At 72.6% G+C, this 15,739-nt stretch carries 14 protein-coding genes; 7 read left to right on the plus strand and 7 right to left on the minus strand.

Translation table 11 applies throughout. The annotated features are described in order from the left end of the window. Positions 1-89 precede the first annotated feature (89 nt). The 6 genes from ACFP3R_RS26285 to ACFP3R_RS26310 form a co-directional block, all read right to left on the minus strand. Positions 90-572, minus strand: a complete 483-nt coding sequence (locus tag ACFP3R_RS26285; RefSeq protein ID WP_380639373.1) for a Cif family virulence factor — start codon at positions 570-572, stop codon at positions 90-92. Positions 573-585: 13 nt separating this feature from the next. Continuing rightward, positions 586-2,205 carry a thiamine pyrophosphate-binding protein gene (locus tag ACFP3R_RS26290; RefSeq protein ID WP_380639375.1) on the minus strand — a complete coding sequence of 540 codons (1,620 nt, stop codon included), beginning with the start codon at positions 2,203-2,205 and terminating at the stop codon, positions 586-588. 13 nt (positions 2,206-2,218) lie between these two features. After that, on the minus strand, positions 2,219-3,046 hold the full coding sequence (locus ACFP3R_RS26295; RefSeq protein WP_380639377.1) for a type 1 glutamine amidotransferase domain-containing protein: 828 nt from the start codon (positions 3,044-3,046) through the stop codon (positions 2,219-2,221). A 99-nt stretch (positions 3,047-3,145) separates the two neighbouring features. Continuing rightward, the gene (locus tag ACFP3R_RS26300) at positions 3,146-3,847 is read right to left on the minus strand and encodes an EthD domain-containing protein (protein WP_380639378.1); all 702 of its coding nucleotides are present in this window, start codon (positions 3,845-3,847) and stop codon (positions 3,146-3,148) included. Next, positions 3,844-4,170: a muconolactone Delta-isomerase family protein gene (locus ACFP3R_RS26305; protein ID WP_380639380.1), complete on the minus strand. Its 327-nt coding sequence runs from the start codon at positions 4,168-4,170 to the stop codon at positions 3,844-3,846. The genes ACFP3R_RS26300 and ACFP3R_RS26305 overlap by 4 nt, the downstream gene beginning before the upstream one ends. A gap of 227 nt (positions 4,171-4,397) precedes the next feature. Next, positions 4,398-5,432: an ankyrin repeat domain-containing protein gene (locus ACFP3R_RS26310; RefSeq protein ID WP_380639382.1), complete on the minus strand. Its 1,035-nt coding sequence runs from the start codon at positions 5,430-5,432 to the stop codon at positions 4,398-4,400. 226 nt (positions 5,433-5,658) lie between these two features. Between ACFP3R_RS26310 and ACFP3R_RS26315 the strand changes: the two genes are divergently transcribed. Beyond that, the gene (locus ACFP3R_RS26315) at positions 5,659-6,603 is read left to right on the plus strand and encodes a mycofactocin-coupled SDR family oxidoreductase (RefSeq protein WP_380639384.1); all 945 of its coding nucleotides are present in this window, start codon (positions 5,659-5,661) and stop codon (positions 6,601-6,603) included. A 56-nt stretch (positions 6,604-6,659) separates the two neighbouring features. Here ACFP3R_RS26315 and ACFP3R_RS26320 read toward each other — a convergent pair whose 3' ends face one another. Further along, a complete protein-coding gene (locus tag ACFP3R_RS26320; RefSeq protein WP_380639386.1) occupies positions 6,660-7,568 on the minus strand; it encodes a LysR family transcriptional regulator in 909 nt (302 codons plus the stop codon). Between the two features lie 134 nt (positions 7,569-7,702). Between ACFP3R_RS26320 and ACFP3R_RS26325 the strand changes: the two genes are divergently transcribed. The 6 genes from ACFP3R_RS26325 to ACFP3R_RS26350 form a co-directional block, all read left to right on the plus strand. Beyond that, complete coding sequence (locus ACFP3R_RS26325) at positions 7,703-8,572, plus strand: oxidoreductase (RefSeq protein ID WP_380639387.1); 870 nt, start codon at positions 7,703-7,705, stop codon at positions 8,570-8,572. Positions 8,573-9,693: 1,121 nt separating this feature from the next. Next, a complete protein-coding gene (locus ACFP3R_RS26330) occupies positions 9,694-11,112 on the plus strand; it encodes an MFS transporter (protein WP_380639389.1) in 1,419 nt (472 codons plus the stop codon). A 201-nt stretch (positions 11,113-11,313) separates the two neighbouring features. After that, positions 11,314-11,784 carry a nuclear transport factor 2 family protein gene (locus tag ACFP3R_RS26335; RefSeq protein WP_380639391.1) on the plus strand — a complete coding sequence of 157 codons (471 nt, stop codon included), beginning with the start codon at positions 11,314-11,316 and terminating at the stop codon, positions 11,782-11,784. A 193-nt stretch (positions 11,785-11,977) separates the two neighbouring features. Next, entirely contained in the window at positions 11,978-12,853 is an 876-nt protein-coding gene (locus ACFP3R_RS26340; RefSeq protein WP_380639393.1) for an ankyrin repeat domain-containing protein, read from the plus strand. A gap of 50 nt (positions 12,854-12,903) precedes the next feature. After that, positions 12,904-14,859, plus strand: a complete 1,956-nt coding sequence (locus tag ACFP3R_RS26345) for a maltotransferase domain-containing protein (RefSeq protein WP_380639395.1) — start codon at positions 12,904-12,906, stop codon at positions 14,857-14,859. After that, positions 14,856-15,739 (plus strand): alpha-amylase family glycosyl hydrolase (locus tag ACFP3R_RS26350; protein ID WP_380639397.1); only part of this gene is annotated, 884 nt, incomplete at its 3' end. The genes ACFP3R_RS26345 and ACFP3R_RS26350, both read left to right, overlap by 4 nt.

Genomic DNA, 15,739 nt, shown 5'->3' on the forward strand with positions numbered 1-15,739 from the left:
CCCCGGCCCGCCGCCCCCCCCGGCCCTCCCCCGGGGGCCCCCCGGCGCGCGCCCCCGCGACGCGCCCCGGTGGCGGGGATCGACGCCTGCTACGCCGCGGCGCTCTCGGGCGCGAACCCGGTCGCGCGCGGGGCGGCGGATCCCGGCATGGGGGTCAGACCCCCGGTGGTGCAGGTGCGGATCTTCGGGCGGCCGTCCCGCAGCACGACCGACCACGTCTCCTTCGCGGTGACGCCGACCCACGCGCTGCTGGGCGACGGCGGCACCCACATCCGGGACTGCCAGTTCACCCGCAGTGCCACCTCGGCGTGCAGCGGCGAGGTCGTCGCCACCTTCACGTCGAGCACGTCGTGCACCTCGTCGAAGTAGGTGCTGGTGGTCTCCCGGTACCAGGCCCGGAAGTCCTCGTGGTCGCGCACCGTGCGCTGCGGCAGGTGCATCACCAGGCCCGCCTCGGTCAGCAGGTCCAGCAGCACCTCGACGTCGTCGTGCCGGTCGAGTGCGGCGAACCAGTCCCGCACCAGGCCGCGCACCGCCGACTCGGTGATCCGGTCACCGGTTCCCCCAGTCATGGTTCCCCCTCCCTCAGTCGATGACCAGGTCGACGAGGTAGGGGCCGTCGTGGGCGAGCATCGCGTCCACGGCGGAGTCCACCTCGTACAGCCTCTCCACCCGCTGCCCCGGCACGCCCAGCGCCGCGGCCAGCCCGGTGAAGCCGATGTCCGGCCTGGACAGGTCGAACGCGGCGGGGAGGGCGCGCGGCGACACCCCCAGCTCCCGCCAGTACTGCTCGATGTTCAGGTCGAGCAGGTGGTAGCGGCGGTTGTTGCAGATGACGAACTTCGCGCCGATGCCGTACCGGGCCGCGGTCCACAGCGCCTGGATCGTGTACATCGAGCCGCCGTCGCCGGTGAACGCCACCACCGGCGCGTCCGGCTGGGCGAGCTTGACGCCCAGCGCGCCCGGGATGCCCACGCCCAGCGAGCCGCCGCGGGTCTGGAAGAACCCGCCCGGCCGCTGCGGCGGCAGGTGCCGGGCCAGCGGCGCCGACGCGGTCAGCGCCTCGTCGAACACCACCAGGTCCTCCGGCGCGCGGCGGGCCAGCCGCCGCACGAACCGGTCCAGCACCGTGTCCTCGGTCAGCGGGGGCTCCGGGTGCACCGGGCGGCCCCGCGCGGGCTCCGGCGCGGACCGGGCCGACGGGTCCTGCCGGACCAGCTCCCTGGCCAGCGCGGCCAGGGTGAGCTTCGGGTCGGCCACGATGCCCACGTCCACCGGGTGGTTCTTGGCGATCTCGTAGGCGTCGAGGTCGACGTGCACGATCCGGGCGCCCGGCTTGAACGGGTTCTCCAGGCTGGGGAACACCTCGGGGAACACGTACGTGCCGACGATGAGCACCGAGTCCGCCCCGGCGACCACGCGGGCGCTGTCCCCGCCGAACATGTGCCCGAGCTGGCCGCCGTGCAGGCGGTGGGTGGCGTCGAAGTTGAACTCCGAGGAGTTCACCCCCCACACCTGCGCGTCCAGCGCCTCCGCCACGGCGGTCAGCTCGCGCTGGGCCCCGCTGGTGGCGACGCCGTCGCCCATCAGCACCAGCCGGCGCTCGCCGGCCAGCAGCGTGGTGGCGGCCCGCGCCACCAGCGGGGTTTCCGGGACCACCCGGGTGTTCGGGATCGGGGTGGGGAACACCGGCTCGGTGGTGATCTCGTCCAGCACGTCGGCCGGGACGACGACCAGCACCGGGCCGCGCGGCGGCGTCATGGCGATCTTGACCGCCCGCCGCAGCACCCGCAGCGTGGACGAGGGGTCCAGCACCCGCGTGGCGTACTTCGTCACCGGCTCGGCCATGGCGACCAGGTCGGCCGCCATCTGCCCGTCCATGGCGTCGTAGCGGACCCCCGCCTCGCCGACCACGACGACCAGCGGCGAACCGCCCCGCTTGGCCTGGTAGAGCATCCCGATGCCGTTGCCCAGCCCGACCCCGCTGTGCAGCTGGACCAGGGCCGGTCGCTGCGCGGCGCGGGCGTAGCCGTCGGCCATGCCCACCGCGACGCCCTCGTGCAGCGCCAGCAGGTACTCGACGTCGAACTCGCCGCCCGCGTCCAGGAACCCCTGCTCGACGGTCCCCGGGTTGCCGAACACGTACTGGATGCCGTCGGCCGCGAACTGCTCGAAGAGGGCGACCTTTCCCGGCCTGCCGTTCATGGGTGGTCCCCTCCTACCAGCCGAACCGGCGCAGGCCCTGCTCCAGCACCCGCACGAGCAGCTCGCCGGCGGGCACCGAGTCGGGGGTGGAGCGCGCGGTGATGAACGGGTAGTCGACGATGACCGAGGTCTCCTTGCCGACGTTGCCGTGGAAGCGGCCGACGGGGCCGGTCGCGTCGCGCAGGACGTACTCCAGCGGGTACGGCGGCGGGCCCATGTTGAACTCGACACCCGTGAAACCGGTGCCGTCCTTGTAGTCGTACTCCTTCGGGTGACCGGTCACGTGCTTGTTCTGGAGAATGCTCTGGCGGTTCTCCAGGTCACGCGCGAAAGCGAGCACCGCGACGCCGTAGCACTCCGCGAGAATGGGCTTGTCGGCGTTCACGAAACCGATGACCAGCTCGTGCAGGCGCTCGTTGTTCGCCATGTCGACGATCGGGCCGGAACCGCCGACGAGCACCAGGGCGTCGAAGCTGCCGACCAGGTCGGCCACCGCGCCGTCGAGCCGGCGGTGGTGCTCCTCCACCTCGCGCAGGTGGTTGACCGCGCTGTAGTAGGGCCGCTCGGGGACGAGGTCCGCCAGGCTCAGCGGGTTGTCCAGGCGGGGGGAGGCGTCCAGCTCACGGGCGCGGCGGGCCATGTCCGGCGTGGTGACCGAGCGGCCCAGGGGCGGGTCGAGGTACTCGGGGTCGAGGCTCGGCGGCAGGGCCTGGGGCCGCTTGCCGGTCGGCGTGAGGAAGGTGGTGCGGTAGCCTGCGGCGTCGAACGCCTCGACGGGGCCGACCAGTTCCTCACCCCAATAACCGTACTCGGAAAGCACGACCAGGATTCGCTTGGTCACAATTCTCCTCAAACAGGTTTTCGGTGGGGTCTCGCACTTCTCATCCAACCGTTTCCGGATGGGTTTGGCGAGAATTGCCGGACGATATTCCGGACTTGACTAGATGACGTTTTCCGACGGGCCGACGACCCAGTTCTCGCGGACCGCGAGGGTGTGCACGTACCGGGGTTCGGTGAACGTGGCGAGGTCGGCCATCGCGCGCCGGAACTCCGGCGTGCGCAGGGCGGCGCGCAGGGCCGGCGCGTCGTCGAACCACAGCTGGTGGGCGCAGTCGAGGGTGGCCTCGCCGACGCCGTACGCGCCGTCGCGCGTGTGGTTCTGGTAGTACCGGCGCAGGCCGGGGACCTTCGCCACCAGCGGGGCGTGCGCGTCCCGGCTGTACTGGCGGAACTCGGTCAGCGGCATCCCCTCGCGCCGCTTGACCAGCACGAACAGCTTGGTGCCCGGCCGGTCGGCCCGCTGCGGCGGCCCCTCGACCACCACGTGCGCCTCGGTGTCCATGACCAGCGTGCGCCAGAACGCCGCCCACCGCGGCTCGTCGAGCCGGGCGCCCTCCAGGAACTCCGGCGTCTGCAACGACGCCAGCTGCTCCTCCTCGTTGGCGAGCCAGATCTCGGCCACGCCGGACCACAGCGGCTCCGCCTCGTCGAGGCCCAGCTCGACCCTGGTGTCCACCGCGTACTGCCGGATCTGCGGAATCCTGCTCGCGTAGCGGACGGCGTGCTCCTCCACCCAGTAGCGGTGGAACTCCTGCTCGCCCATGCCCGGCCGGGGTGAGGCGAAGATCAGCTGGTGGATCATCGGCCGGTCTCCGCCTCGGTAGGGCGGTAGCGGTTGGCCACGTCCTCCGCGAAGCCGAGGTAGTCGCGCAGCGGCCAGATGACCTCGAACTCCAGGTACTCGCGCATCGGCAGGCGGAACACCGACCGGTCCAGCTCCTCCGCGGACTCCGCGTCGACCACCGCGATGACCCGCTTCTGGCCGGCCACCTTCCACAGGCCGACGCAGTAGCCCGAGCTCAACGTCTCCTCGGCGTGGCGGGTCTCCTCCTCCTCGAGCTCCCACAGCTCGTCGAGGCTGATGCGCCCCTCGTGGTTCCACTTCATCTGGCAGTAGAACAGCATGGTCCTCTACTTCCCTTCGGCAAACGCGCGAGTCGTACGTTCCGGTCGGTCGTGTCGTACGTTCAGGACCCCCGAATTCAGCACTCAGGACCACCGCGGTCACGACCTCACCGGTCCCGAACGGTGAACTCGGGGGTCCTGGAGGTACGACACGACGGGTCTGGACGTACGACTCGCGAGGTCTGTACGTACGACTCGCGGGTACTGGGCGTACGACTCGCGCGGGGTCAGGCGTTGCGGATGGTGGTGGTCAGGGGGTGGTCGGGGCCGAAGACGGCGACCGCCATCTCCAGCGGCGTCCTGCCGTCGTGGCCGACCAGGTCCAGGCGGGCGCCGGCGCGGACGAGGATGCGGGCGCAGTCCTCGAAGCCGTGCCACAGCGCGTCGTGCAGCGGGGTGTAGCCGTTGGTGGAGCCCTGGAAGTCGATGTCCGTGCCGGGGGTCTCGACCAGCACCCGGGTGATGTCGGCGTGTCCGTTGTAGACGGCCTTGTGCAGCGGCACGGCGCCGAACGTCGGCTCGGTCGCGTTCACGTCGGCGCCCGCGGCGATCAGCGCCCGCACGATCTCGGTGTGACCGTCGCGGGAGGCGACCAGCAGCGGCGTGTGCAGGTCGTTGAAGCCGTTGAGCACCGGGTGGCGCGCGTCGACCTCGGCGCCGTTGGCCAGCAGCACCTGCACGCCGATCAGGTCGCCGGCGACGGTGGCCGCCATCAGCGCCTGCCGCTCCACCGCGCGCTCGTCGGCCTCGATGCGCCGCTTGAGCAGCGCCTCCGCGGCCAGCAGCTTCTCCTGGCCGCGGGTGTTCACGTTGATCGCGTACTCGAAGTGGTCGCGCATCGAGAACCCGTAGTGCGTGGCCAGGTTCAGCCCCGCGTTCCGGTCGAGCAGGTAGCCGACGATCTCGGGGTGCTTGTACCAGAACGCGTCCAGCAGCGGCGTGTGCCCGGTCGTCACCGCCACCGCGTCGATGAACGCCCCGGCCTCCACCAGCGCCTTCACCGTCTCCAGGTCGCCACCCTGCACCGCCTTGTGCAGCGCGGTGCCGCCGGCGGCGCTGTCGGTGGTGTAGACGTCCGCGCCGGCGTCGACGAGCAGCCGCACCAGGCCGGCGTTGCCCTTGCCCGCGGCGATCATCAACGGCGTCAGGCCGTCGGAGCCGCGCGAGTTCAGGTCGACGCCGTTGCGCAGCAGGCCGCGCACCTCGGCCACGTCGTCCCGGCGGACCGCGTTGAGCAGCAGCGTGCGCACCGCGTCACTCATGGAACTCTCCTCGGGTGGGTTTCTGGGCACGGCCGATTTCCCTTGCAAAACAGGGGGTTCGGGACGACGTGCCCGGGAACGAGGCCCAGTCAACTAGCGGTCGGTGACGGCCGACAAGGCGCGGTGCGCGACTGGGTGGACTTGACCGGGTGCACGAGTGCTATTACCAAACGGCATCGTCGCGGGTCTTGGACACCGCGCGGGCCCGCTCACCACGATCGTGGCCATGACGGAACAGGCCAAGGTGAGCAGGCGGGCGCTGCTGGCGGGCGCCGGTGCGGCGGCGGGCGCGGCAGCGGGTGTGGTGGCGGGCGCCGGCGGGGCGCAGGCCGACGAGAACAGGGGCGGTGACCTGCGCGGGCAGGTCGCGCTGGTCACCGGCGCGGCCCGCGGCATCGGCCGCGCCACGTGCCTCGCGCTGGCCCGAGCGGGCGCGCACGTGGTGGCGCTCGACATCGCCAGGCCGGACGCGATGGAGCTGGACTACCCGCTCGGCAGCGAGGCCGAGCTCGACGACACGGTGCGCCGGGTGCGCGCGCTCGGCCGGCGCGCCACCGCGGTGAAGGCCGACGTGCGGGACGCGGCCCGGTTGCAGGAGGTGGCCCGGCAGGCCGTGCGCGAGTACGGGCGGCTGGACATCGCGGTCGCCAACGCGGGCATCTGCACCTACAACGCGATGGCCGACATGTCGCCGCGGCAGTTCGCCGACGTCATCGACGTCAACCTGGTCGGCGTGGCGAACACCATGCGCGCGGTCGTGCCGCACCTGGTCGCGCGCAAGAGCGGGTCGGTCATCGCGGTGGCCTCCAGCGAGGCGCGCCACGGCGCGCCGCTGCTGCCGCACTACCAGGCCGCCAAGTGGGGCGTGGTCGGCCTGGTCAAGGCCCTGGCCACCGAGGTCGGGCCGGCCGGGGTGCGGGTCAGCGGCGTCGCGCCGACCGGCACCCGGACGGCGATGGTGCTCAACGAGGCCACCTACCGGTGGGCGGGCGGCACGACGATCGAGGACCTGGAGCGCGCGCTGCGCTCGTACAACACCCAGCCGGTGGGGTTGATCGAGCCGGAGGACGTGGCCGACGCGATCGCGTTCCTCGCCTCGCCGCGCGCCCGCTACGTCTCCGGCACCGTCCTCGACGTCACCGCGGGCGCCAGCGCGAAGTGGAACGCCTAGCGGGGTGGGCGTTCCCGGGGTGGGCGGTCCCGGGGTGGTCCGGGAGCCGGGGACGCTCAGACCTCCCCGGCTGAGGCGGGCGTCCCGACCAGCTCCCGGACGACGTCGGCGAAGTCGGCGACCAGCGGGTTCGTGCTGGTCGCCGGCCTGGCGAAGGCGATGCGCAGCGGCGCGACGTCCGTGATGGGCCGCCACACCAGGTCCGGACGGGCGTAGTAGGCCGCCATCGAGCGCGGGCCGATGCAGATGGCCTCGCCCGCGGCGACGTGCTCCAGCATCTCCTCCACGTTGCCGTTCTCCGGACCCCACACCGGCTCCGAGCCGTCCGGGCGCGGGTTGACCGCCCACCAGTCCACCCAGAAGCGGGGCGCTTTGCGCGTCCACACCACCGGGTCCTCGCGCAGGTCCATGATGGAGACGCGGTCGCGGTCGGCCAGGCGGTGCTTCGCGGCCAGGCCGACCAGCCGCTCCTCGACCGCGACGATCTCGGTGTGGAAGCCGGTGGTGTCGGCGGGCAGCCACAGGAAGGCGATGTCCACCAGGCCGTCGCGCAGGGCGGCCACCTCGCCGCCCCAGTCGAAGCGCTTGGGCTCGACCGTGACGTCCGGGTGGCGCGCGGCGAACGCGGTGCGCGCCCTCGTGGTCAGCGGACCGGCGCCGGTCGCCTCGAAGCCGATGCGCAGCACCCTCTTCTCGGCGGCGGCGATGCCGCGCGCGGTGCGCTGGGCGGCCTGCCAGTCGGCGATCAGCCCGCGTGCCACGGGCAACAGGGCCTCGCCCGCGGCGGTCAGGTGGACCTCGCGGCTGGTGCGTTCGAACAACGGGATCTTGAGGTCGGCCTCCAGCTGGCGGATCTGCCTGCTCAGGGCGGGTTGCGACACGAACAGCCGTTCCGCGGCGCGGGTGAAGCTGAGCTGTTCGGCCACCGCGACGAAGTAGCGCAGGACGCGGGTGTCGACGTCCATCGGAGTTGGGAGCCCCCTCGAAATAGCGATCTATGCCGTGAGCGTATGGGCAAGGGTCTTGGACTTCCGGTGAAGTCCCGGTGTCTCCTGGATCGTGCAGGGCTGACCGGTCCACGGGCGAGGAGGACCTTTTCATGAGCACGAACCAGGTACCGCACCACGGCGGCGCCGAGACGGCGCGGGTGTGGTTCATCACCGGTACTTCTTCAGGTCTGGGCAGGGCGATCGCGGAGAACGCCCTGGCCCACGGCGACCTCGTCGTCGCCACGGCCCGCAACGTCGAGACCCTCGCCCCGCTGACGGCGATCGCGCCCGATCGCGTGACGCCGCTGCGGCTCGACGTGACCGACAGCGAGCAGATCGCGCACGCGGTGCAGGACGCCATCACCTGGCACGGTCACATCGACGTGCTGGTGAACAACGCGGGGCACGGTTTCCTCGGCGCGGCCGAGGAGACCCCGGACGACGAGCTGCGGGCGTTGATGGACGTCCACCTGCACGGGCCGGTCGCGTTGACCAAGGCCGTGCTGCCGCACATGCGGGCGCGGCGGACCGGGGCGATCGTGCAGATGTCCAGCATGGGCGGGCAGGTGGTGTGGCCGGGGTTCTCGGCCTACTGCGCGGCGAAGTACGCCCTGGAGGGGTGGTCCGAGGGGTTGGCGGCCGAGGTCGCCGACTTCGGGATCAAGGTGCTGGTGCCGGAGCCCGGCGCGTTCCGCACGGCGTTCGCGGGGAGCGCGCTGCGGTTCGGGGCGCCGATCCCCGACTACCAGGACGTGATGGAGCCGGTCCGCAAGTTCGCGCGCGAGATGGACGGTACCCAGTCGGGTGACCCGGCCAAGGCGGCGGAGGCGATCCGCGTGGCGCTCGACGCACCGCGCACGCCGCTGAGGTTGGTGCTCGGCAACGACGCCGCGGACGCGATCGGCGCCCGGCTGGACGCCGTGCGGGCCGAGTTGACCGAGTGGGAACCGGTCGGCCGGGCCACCGAGATCGAGAACTGAGAGCGACGCCGTGCCCGCACACCAGCCGTGGGGCCTGACGCGCCCCGCCCACGCCCGAACCCACCCGCTCGCCCCGCGCGCCGGCGACCACCTGGTTGCGACCGGCGGCGCGGCACGGCGAGCCCACTGGTTCGCGGTGGCAGGATCGCGGGCCACGGCTCTTGCTCGGATGACCCGTGTGGGGCGGGTCTTGGCTTCGGGGCGGGTTTCGGAGCGGGACTTGGGGCCGGTCTGCGGGTCGGTGGCCTTCGAGCCGGGCTCGGGGTCGGCTTCCGGGCTGGCTTCCGGGCCGGTCTCCGGGCCGGTCTCCGGGCCGGTCCGAGCGCGCACGACTCCGGGGCCGGCGACGAGCTTCCGCTCAGCGCTTCCCGGGTCTGCCCGAAGCGACAACCGGGACATGCTCCTGGCAGGTCCCGAACCCCATCCCTGCCAGCTCCCCCTGCACGACCCACCTCACCCCACCACCGCGAACAGCCGACCCACCCACGCCTACCGGGCTTGCCGACCCGCGACGCTCCGTCGGCTCACGCCGCCTGGGCGGGTGCGCGTTCGCGGGTGCGTGTCCGCACGGGCGCGGGTGCGCGTCCACGGGCGTGTCCGCGACAACGCGTGTGCCTGCGGGGGCGCACGTGTCCGCGGGGGCCGGCGTCGGGGTGTCCGCCGTGGGGGCGGGCACGTGGGTGTGCTCGCGGGTCGGGCGGTCGGGGTCGGGGTCGGGATCGCGGTCGGGGGTTGGCTGGTGCCCTGGTCCGGTGGCTGGGCTCTCCGTTCTCGTTCGGCCCGGGGGCCGGCGGGGCCGGGGTGGTCGGCGGGCCGGGGTGGTTTCGGGGGGCCTTCTTTCTCAACCGATGGTCGAGACCCCCGTTTACGTACATCTTGCGGCGATGATCACCCGATCGTGCGACCGGCCGCCCTGCGCCGGGACAACCGTGACATGGCTTCGATCATCCCGCCACCCGTAACGCGCCTGCTCGCACCCGCGCGCTGACGCGCGGTCGAGCTGAGCAGGCCGACCGACTCGCGCGGCCGCCCCCCAGCGAGGTACCGAGAGTGCTCGGACATCGACGAGCCCCGGGACCCCCGAGGGTGGCGCCGCGCCCGTGAACTGGAGAACAACCACAGTGTCCACCCACGTCGACCCGGTCGACACCACCACCCGGAAACCCGAACCCGACAACCCCCGCTGGCTCGCGGTCGTCGTCCTGGCCGCCGCGCTGGCGCTGGACACCAGCAGTGTCGCCGTGGTCAACGCGGCGTTGCCCGTGATCGGTCGCGAGCTCAACATCGGCAGCACCGGGCTCCAGTGGGCGATGACCTCCTACGCGGTCACGTTCGCGGGGTTCCTGCTCTTCGGCGGGCGCGCCGCCGACGTCCTCGGGCGGCGCCGCGTGTTCACCATCGGGGTCGGGCTGTTCACCGCCGCGACCGTCGTGGCGGCGGTCGCGCCGGCCGCCGAGGTGCTGATGGTGGCCCGCGCCCTCCAGGGCGTCGGCGCCGCGCTGTCCGGGCCGGCCTCGCTGGCCCTGCTCACCGAGCTGTTCCCGGAGGGCCCGCGCCGCAACCGGGCGCTGGCCGTCTACACGTCGGTCGGCGCGTCGAGCTTCAGCGCGGGCGTGGTGATCGGCGGTGTGCTCACCGACCTGTTCAGCTGGCGCGCCGTCTTCGTGTTCAACCTGCTCATCGGCGCCGCCGTGCTCCTGGCGGTCAGGTCGGTGCTGCCCGCCGGCCGCCGCAAGCCGGAGAAGCTGGACGTCGGGGGCGCGGGGGCGGTCACCGGCGGTCTGCTGCTCGCGGTCCTCGGGTTGAGCCAGGCCGGTCACTCCGGCTGGACCGACCCGCTGACCGTGGCGCCGCTGGTGCTGGCCGCGGTGCTGCTGGTCGGGTTCGTCCGGTGGGAGCGCCGGGTCGCCAACCCGCTGCTCCGGCTGGGCATCTTCCGCATCCCGGCGGTGTCGGCGGCGACGGTGGCGGCGGTCGCGTTCTTCACCGCGGTGCTGGCCGTGCTGTTCTTCGCCCCCCTCTACCTCCAGGGCCTGCTCGGCTACACGCCGATGCAGTCCGGGCTCGCCATCCTGCCGATGGGCGTGACGGTGGTCGTCAGCTCGAACATCGCGGGCCGGGTGATGGCCCGCACGGGTCAGCGGCCCCTGCTGATCACGGGTCTGCTGCTGATCGCGGCGGGGGTGGGGCTGTGGGCGGTCACGCCGCTGGACGGCGCGTACTGGCCGCACGTCTTCCCGGCGGTGTTCGTGATGAGCATCGGCCAGGGCGTGGCGTTCGCGGGTCTGACCGCGGCGTCGCTGACCGGCGTCCCGCAGCACGAGCACGGCGTGGCGGGCGGGCTGAACGTCACGGCCCAGCAGCTCGGCGGCAGCGTCGGCGTGGCCGCCCTGGTCACGCTCGCGGCCACGGTGAGCACGTCCGGCGAGCCCGCCGACGTGCTGGCCGGCTACCACGCCGCCTACCTCGCCGCGATCGCCGTGATCGTTGTCGGTGTCGCGGTCATCGCCGTGCTCCTGCGAGGCGCCCGGCGCTCCTGAAACCACCTGTCTCGGGGCTCCCCGCGCCACCCGCCTTGTCCCCCGGGGTCGGGGCGCGGGGACTAGGTGCACGCCATTCCCCGCATGAGTGCACTGAATCCCGATCTTCGGCCCGGAGGTTCCCCAGACCTCCGGGCCGAGGGGGTATGCCTTGAAGTTTCCCGATCGAGTGAGGAACCCATCATGCACCGACGAATCGGCTTGGTCTCGTTAGTCCTGGTGGCGGTGGCCGCGTGCGGCGGTCAGGAGCCGACCACGAGCCAGGACCAGGGGCAGGACCAGGTCCAGGCGCAGACGACGGGCGGCGGCACCGCCGCGGCGGTCCCCCTGTCCGACGCCGACCGCGCCGCGGCGCCCGGCCTGGCCGAGCGGTTCCTGGAGGCGGCCAACGCGGGTGACGCGGAGGGCGTCGCCGCGGTGTTCGCGGAGGACGCGCGCTTCGACAGCGTGGGTCGTATCTACCCGTCGCGCCAGGACATCATGGACCGCTTCCTGGGGCCCGAGGTCATCGAGGCGGGTGGCCGGTACGCGGTCACCGGCACGGCCTGGAACGGCGACCGCTACCGCGTGGACTACGACTACGACACGGGCCACGGCGGCAAGGAGGTCTTCTACTACGAGTACCTGGTGCGCGACGGCCTGATCCAGGACGTCATCGGGCGCTACAGCTAACACCCCCGCGCCACGAGGACCCGTCGCGGCAACGCGGCGGGTCCTCTTTTTTCGTCCGGGCCAACGCTTTTTGGTCAGGTCGGCGCGGTAGTTGGGCATGTTGCCGCAGTCGCGCCCGGTTCCTCGTGTCCTGTGTGGATCGCTGCCAGCCTGGAGGCGCAGGGGATTTCCCCACCGCTGAGAGGACATCCGCATGGACACCCGCAGGATCGTGGACGACTGGTACGGCGCCATCGGCCGCGGCGACATGGAGGCGATCACGGCGGGGCTCTCGCCGTCGATCGTGCTGGAGCTGCCGCAGGACCGGTGGAACGCGGTGATCCCGTACCTGGGCACGCACGTCGGCCTGAACGAGGTGGCCGAGGCGTTCCGGGTCCGCGCCGAGACCACCGAGGTGCTCGACTACGGCCTGCGCGGCCTGGTCGTGGACGGCGACACCGCGTGCGCGGTGGTCTACACGAAGGGGCGGCACACGCGCACGAAGGTGTTGTTCGAGATCGAGGACATGCACAAGGTGGTCCTCAACGAGCAGGGCAAGATCACCCACTGGAAGGTGTACTTCGACCCGAACACCGAGGTCAACGCCTTCAACGCGGACCGCGAGGAGCGCCTGCACGCGGCCGCGGTCGCCGGGGACGTGGACGGGGTGCGCGACCTGCTGGCCTTCGGCGGCGACCCGGACCACCACGACGCGCGCACCGGCCTGACCGCGCTCCAGGCGGCCGCCTCGCGCGGCGACGACACGACGGTCCGCACGCTGCTCGGCGGCGGCGCGGACGTGCTGGTCACCGAGCGCTCCGGGCAGACCGCGCTGCACAAGGCCGCCGAGCAGGGCAGCGCCGAGGTGGTCACCGCGCTGGTGCGCGCGGGCTCGATCGTCGACGCGCCGGTCGCCACCACCGGCCAGACGCCGCTGCACATCGCGGTCCGGCACGGCAACACCGGGGCCGCCCGGGTGCTGCTCGCCTCGGGCGCCCGGCCGGACCTGCTCGACCACCTCGGCCGGACCCCGCTGGACCTGGCGCGCGAGCTGCTCGCGCCGGAGGCCGCGCGTGCGCTGTTCGGCTGAACCGGTGACCGGGGCGCAGTGGGACGAGCGGGACCGAGGGGAGGGCTGAGGTGAGCAGCGGGCGGTTGGTGGTCGACGACGTCACCCCCGAGGTCAGCTCGGGCCGCCACCCGGCCAAGGCCGTGGTCGGCGAGCACGTGCCGGTGGTGGCCACGGTGTGGCGGGAGGGCCACGACGCGGTGGCCGCGACGGTGGTGTGGCGGGGTCCGGGCGGTGCGCGCGGCGAGGTCCGGATGGTGCCGGCGGAGGAGGGGCTGGACCGGTGGCACGCCACCGTGGTCCCGGACCGCGAGGGCCGCTGGACGTTCCGGGTGGACGCCTGGAGCGACCCGTGGACGACGTGGCGGCGGGCGGTGACGGCGAAGCTGGCCGCCGGGCAGGACGCCGCACTGCTGGCCAACGACCTGGAGGCGGGGGCGCGGCTGCTGGAGCGCGCCGCCCGCCGCCTGCGCCGCCGCGCCGAGCGGCCGCTGCTGCGCCTGGCCACGGCGACCCTGCGGGAGCGGGAGCACGGGTTGGCGCGGCGGGTGGAGCAGGCGCTGTCGGACGCGGTGGACCAGGTCATGCGCCGACACCCGGTGCGGGAGCTGGTGACCAGGGGTACGCCGCACCCCGTGTGGGTGGACCGGCCCCGGGCCCGGTTCTCCGCCTGGTACGAGCTGTTCCCCCGCTCCACGGGCGGCGTGGGCGCGGACGGCGAGCCGGCGCACGGCACGTTCGCCACCGCGGAGGCGGAGCTCAAGCGCGTCGCGGACATGGGTTTCGACGTGCTGTACCTGCCGCCGATCCACCCGATCGGCGAGGTGAACCGCAAGGGCCGCAACAACAGCACCACCGCCGGGCCCGGTGACGTGGGCTCGCCGTGGGCGATCGGCTCGCGGGACGGCGGGCACGACGCGGTGCACCCGGCGCTGGGCACGGTGGAGGACTTCCGGCGCTTCGTGTCACGGGCGCACGACCACGGCCTGGAGGTGGCGCTGGACCTGGCGCTCCAGTGCGCGCCGGACCACCCGTGGGTGGTCGAGCACCCGGAGTGGTTCACCACGCGCCCGGACGGCTCGATCGCGTACGCGGAGAACCCGCCCAAGCGGTACGAGGACATCTACCCGCTCAACTTCGACAACGAGCCGGAGGGCCTGTACCGCGAGGTGCTGCGGGTGGTGCGGCACTGGATCGCCCAGGGGGTGCGGATCTTCCGGGTGGACAACCCGCACACCAAGCCGCCGGACTTCTGGCACCGGCTGATCTGGGAGGTCAAGGAGGGCGACCCGGACGTGCTGTTCCTGTCCGAGTCGTTCACCCGGCCGGCGCGCCTGCACGGACTGTCCCGCATCGGCTTCACCCAGCACTACACCTACTTCACCTGGCGCACCGCCAAGGAGGAGCTGGAGGAGTTCGGCCGCGGCCTGGTCGAGCACGCCGACGAGGGCACGCCCAACCTGTTCGTCAACACCCCGGACATCCTGCACGGGTCGTTGCAGCACGGCGGGCGCGGCATGTTCGCGCTGCGGGCGGCGCTGGCGGCGACCCTGTCCCCGTCGTGGGGCGTGTACTCGGGCTACGAGCTGTTCGAGCACGAGGCCGCGGCGCCGGGCAGCGAGGAGTACCTCGACTCGGAGAAGTACCAGCTGCGGCCGCGCGACTACGCCGGCGACACCCTCGCACCGTGGCTGACCAGGCTCAACGAGATCCGGCGGGCCCACCCGGCGCTGCACCGGCTGCGCACGCTGCGGTTCCACGCCACCGACAACGACCGGCTGGTCGCCTACTCCAAGACCGACCCGGCCACCGGCCGCGCGGTGGTCTGCGTGGTCACCCTGGACCCGGACCGACCGCAGGAGGGCACCGTGACGCTCGACCTGCCCGCGCTCGGGCTGCCCGAGGGCGCCCGGTTCCGGGGCCGCGACGAGGTGACCGGGGAGACCTTCGACTGGGGTGCCGCCAACTACGTCAAGCTCGACCCGGATTTCGCGGTCGCGCACATCGTGTCCGTGGGGGAAGCGTGAAGAAGGCCCAGCCGCTGCCGGTGGACCGGGACTGGTACAAGCGCGCGGTGTTCTACGAGGTGCTGGTCCGCGCCTTCAACGACGCCGACGACGACGGCACGGGCGACCTGCGCGGTCTCGCCGCCAGGCTGGACTACCTCCAGTGGCTCGGCGTGGACTGCCTGTGGTTGCCGCCGTTCTACGCCTCGCCGCTGCGCGACGGCGGTTACGACATCTCCGACTTCCGGGCGGTGCTGCCGGAGTTCGGCACGGTCGAGGACTTCGTGCGCCTGCTGGACGAGGCGCACCGGCGGGGCATCCGGGTGATCACCGACCTGGTCATGAACCACACGAGCGACGCCCACCCGTGGTTCCAGGCTTCGCGCGCCGACCCGGACGGCCCCTACGGCGACTTCTACGTCTGGCACGACGACGACCGGAAGTACGCCGACGCGCGCGTCATCTTCGTCGACACGGAGACCTCGAACTGGACCTACGACCCGGTGCGCGGCCAGTTCTACTGGCACCGGTTCTTCTCCCACCAGCCGGACCTCAACTACGAGAACCCGGCCGTGCAGGAGGCGATGCTCGACGTCCTGCGCTTCTGGCTGGACCTGGGCATCGACGGGTTCCGGCTGGACGCGGTGCCGTACCTGTTCGAGGAGGAGGGCACGAACGGGGAGAACCTGCCCCGGACGCACGAGTTCCTGAGGCTGTGCCGCAAGGTCGTCGACGACGAGTACCCGGGCCGGGTGCTGCTGGCCGAGGCCAACCAGTGGCCGTCGGACGTGGTCGAGTACTTCGGCAACCCCGAGGTGGGCGGCGACGAGTGCCACATGGCGTTCCACTTCCCGCTGATGCCGCGCATCTTCATGGCCGTGCGGCGCGAGTCGCGGTTCCC

This window comes from Saccharothrix lopnurensis (assembly GCF_042658445.1).
GTDB classification, from domain to species: domain Bacteria; phylum Actinomycetota; class Actinomycetes; order Mycobacteriales; family Pseudonocardiaceae; genus Actinosynnema; species Actinosynnema lopnurensis.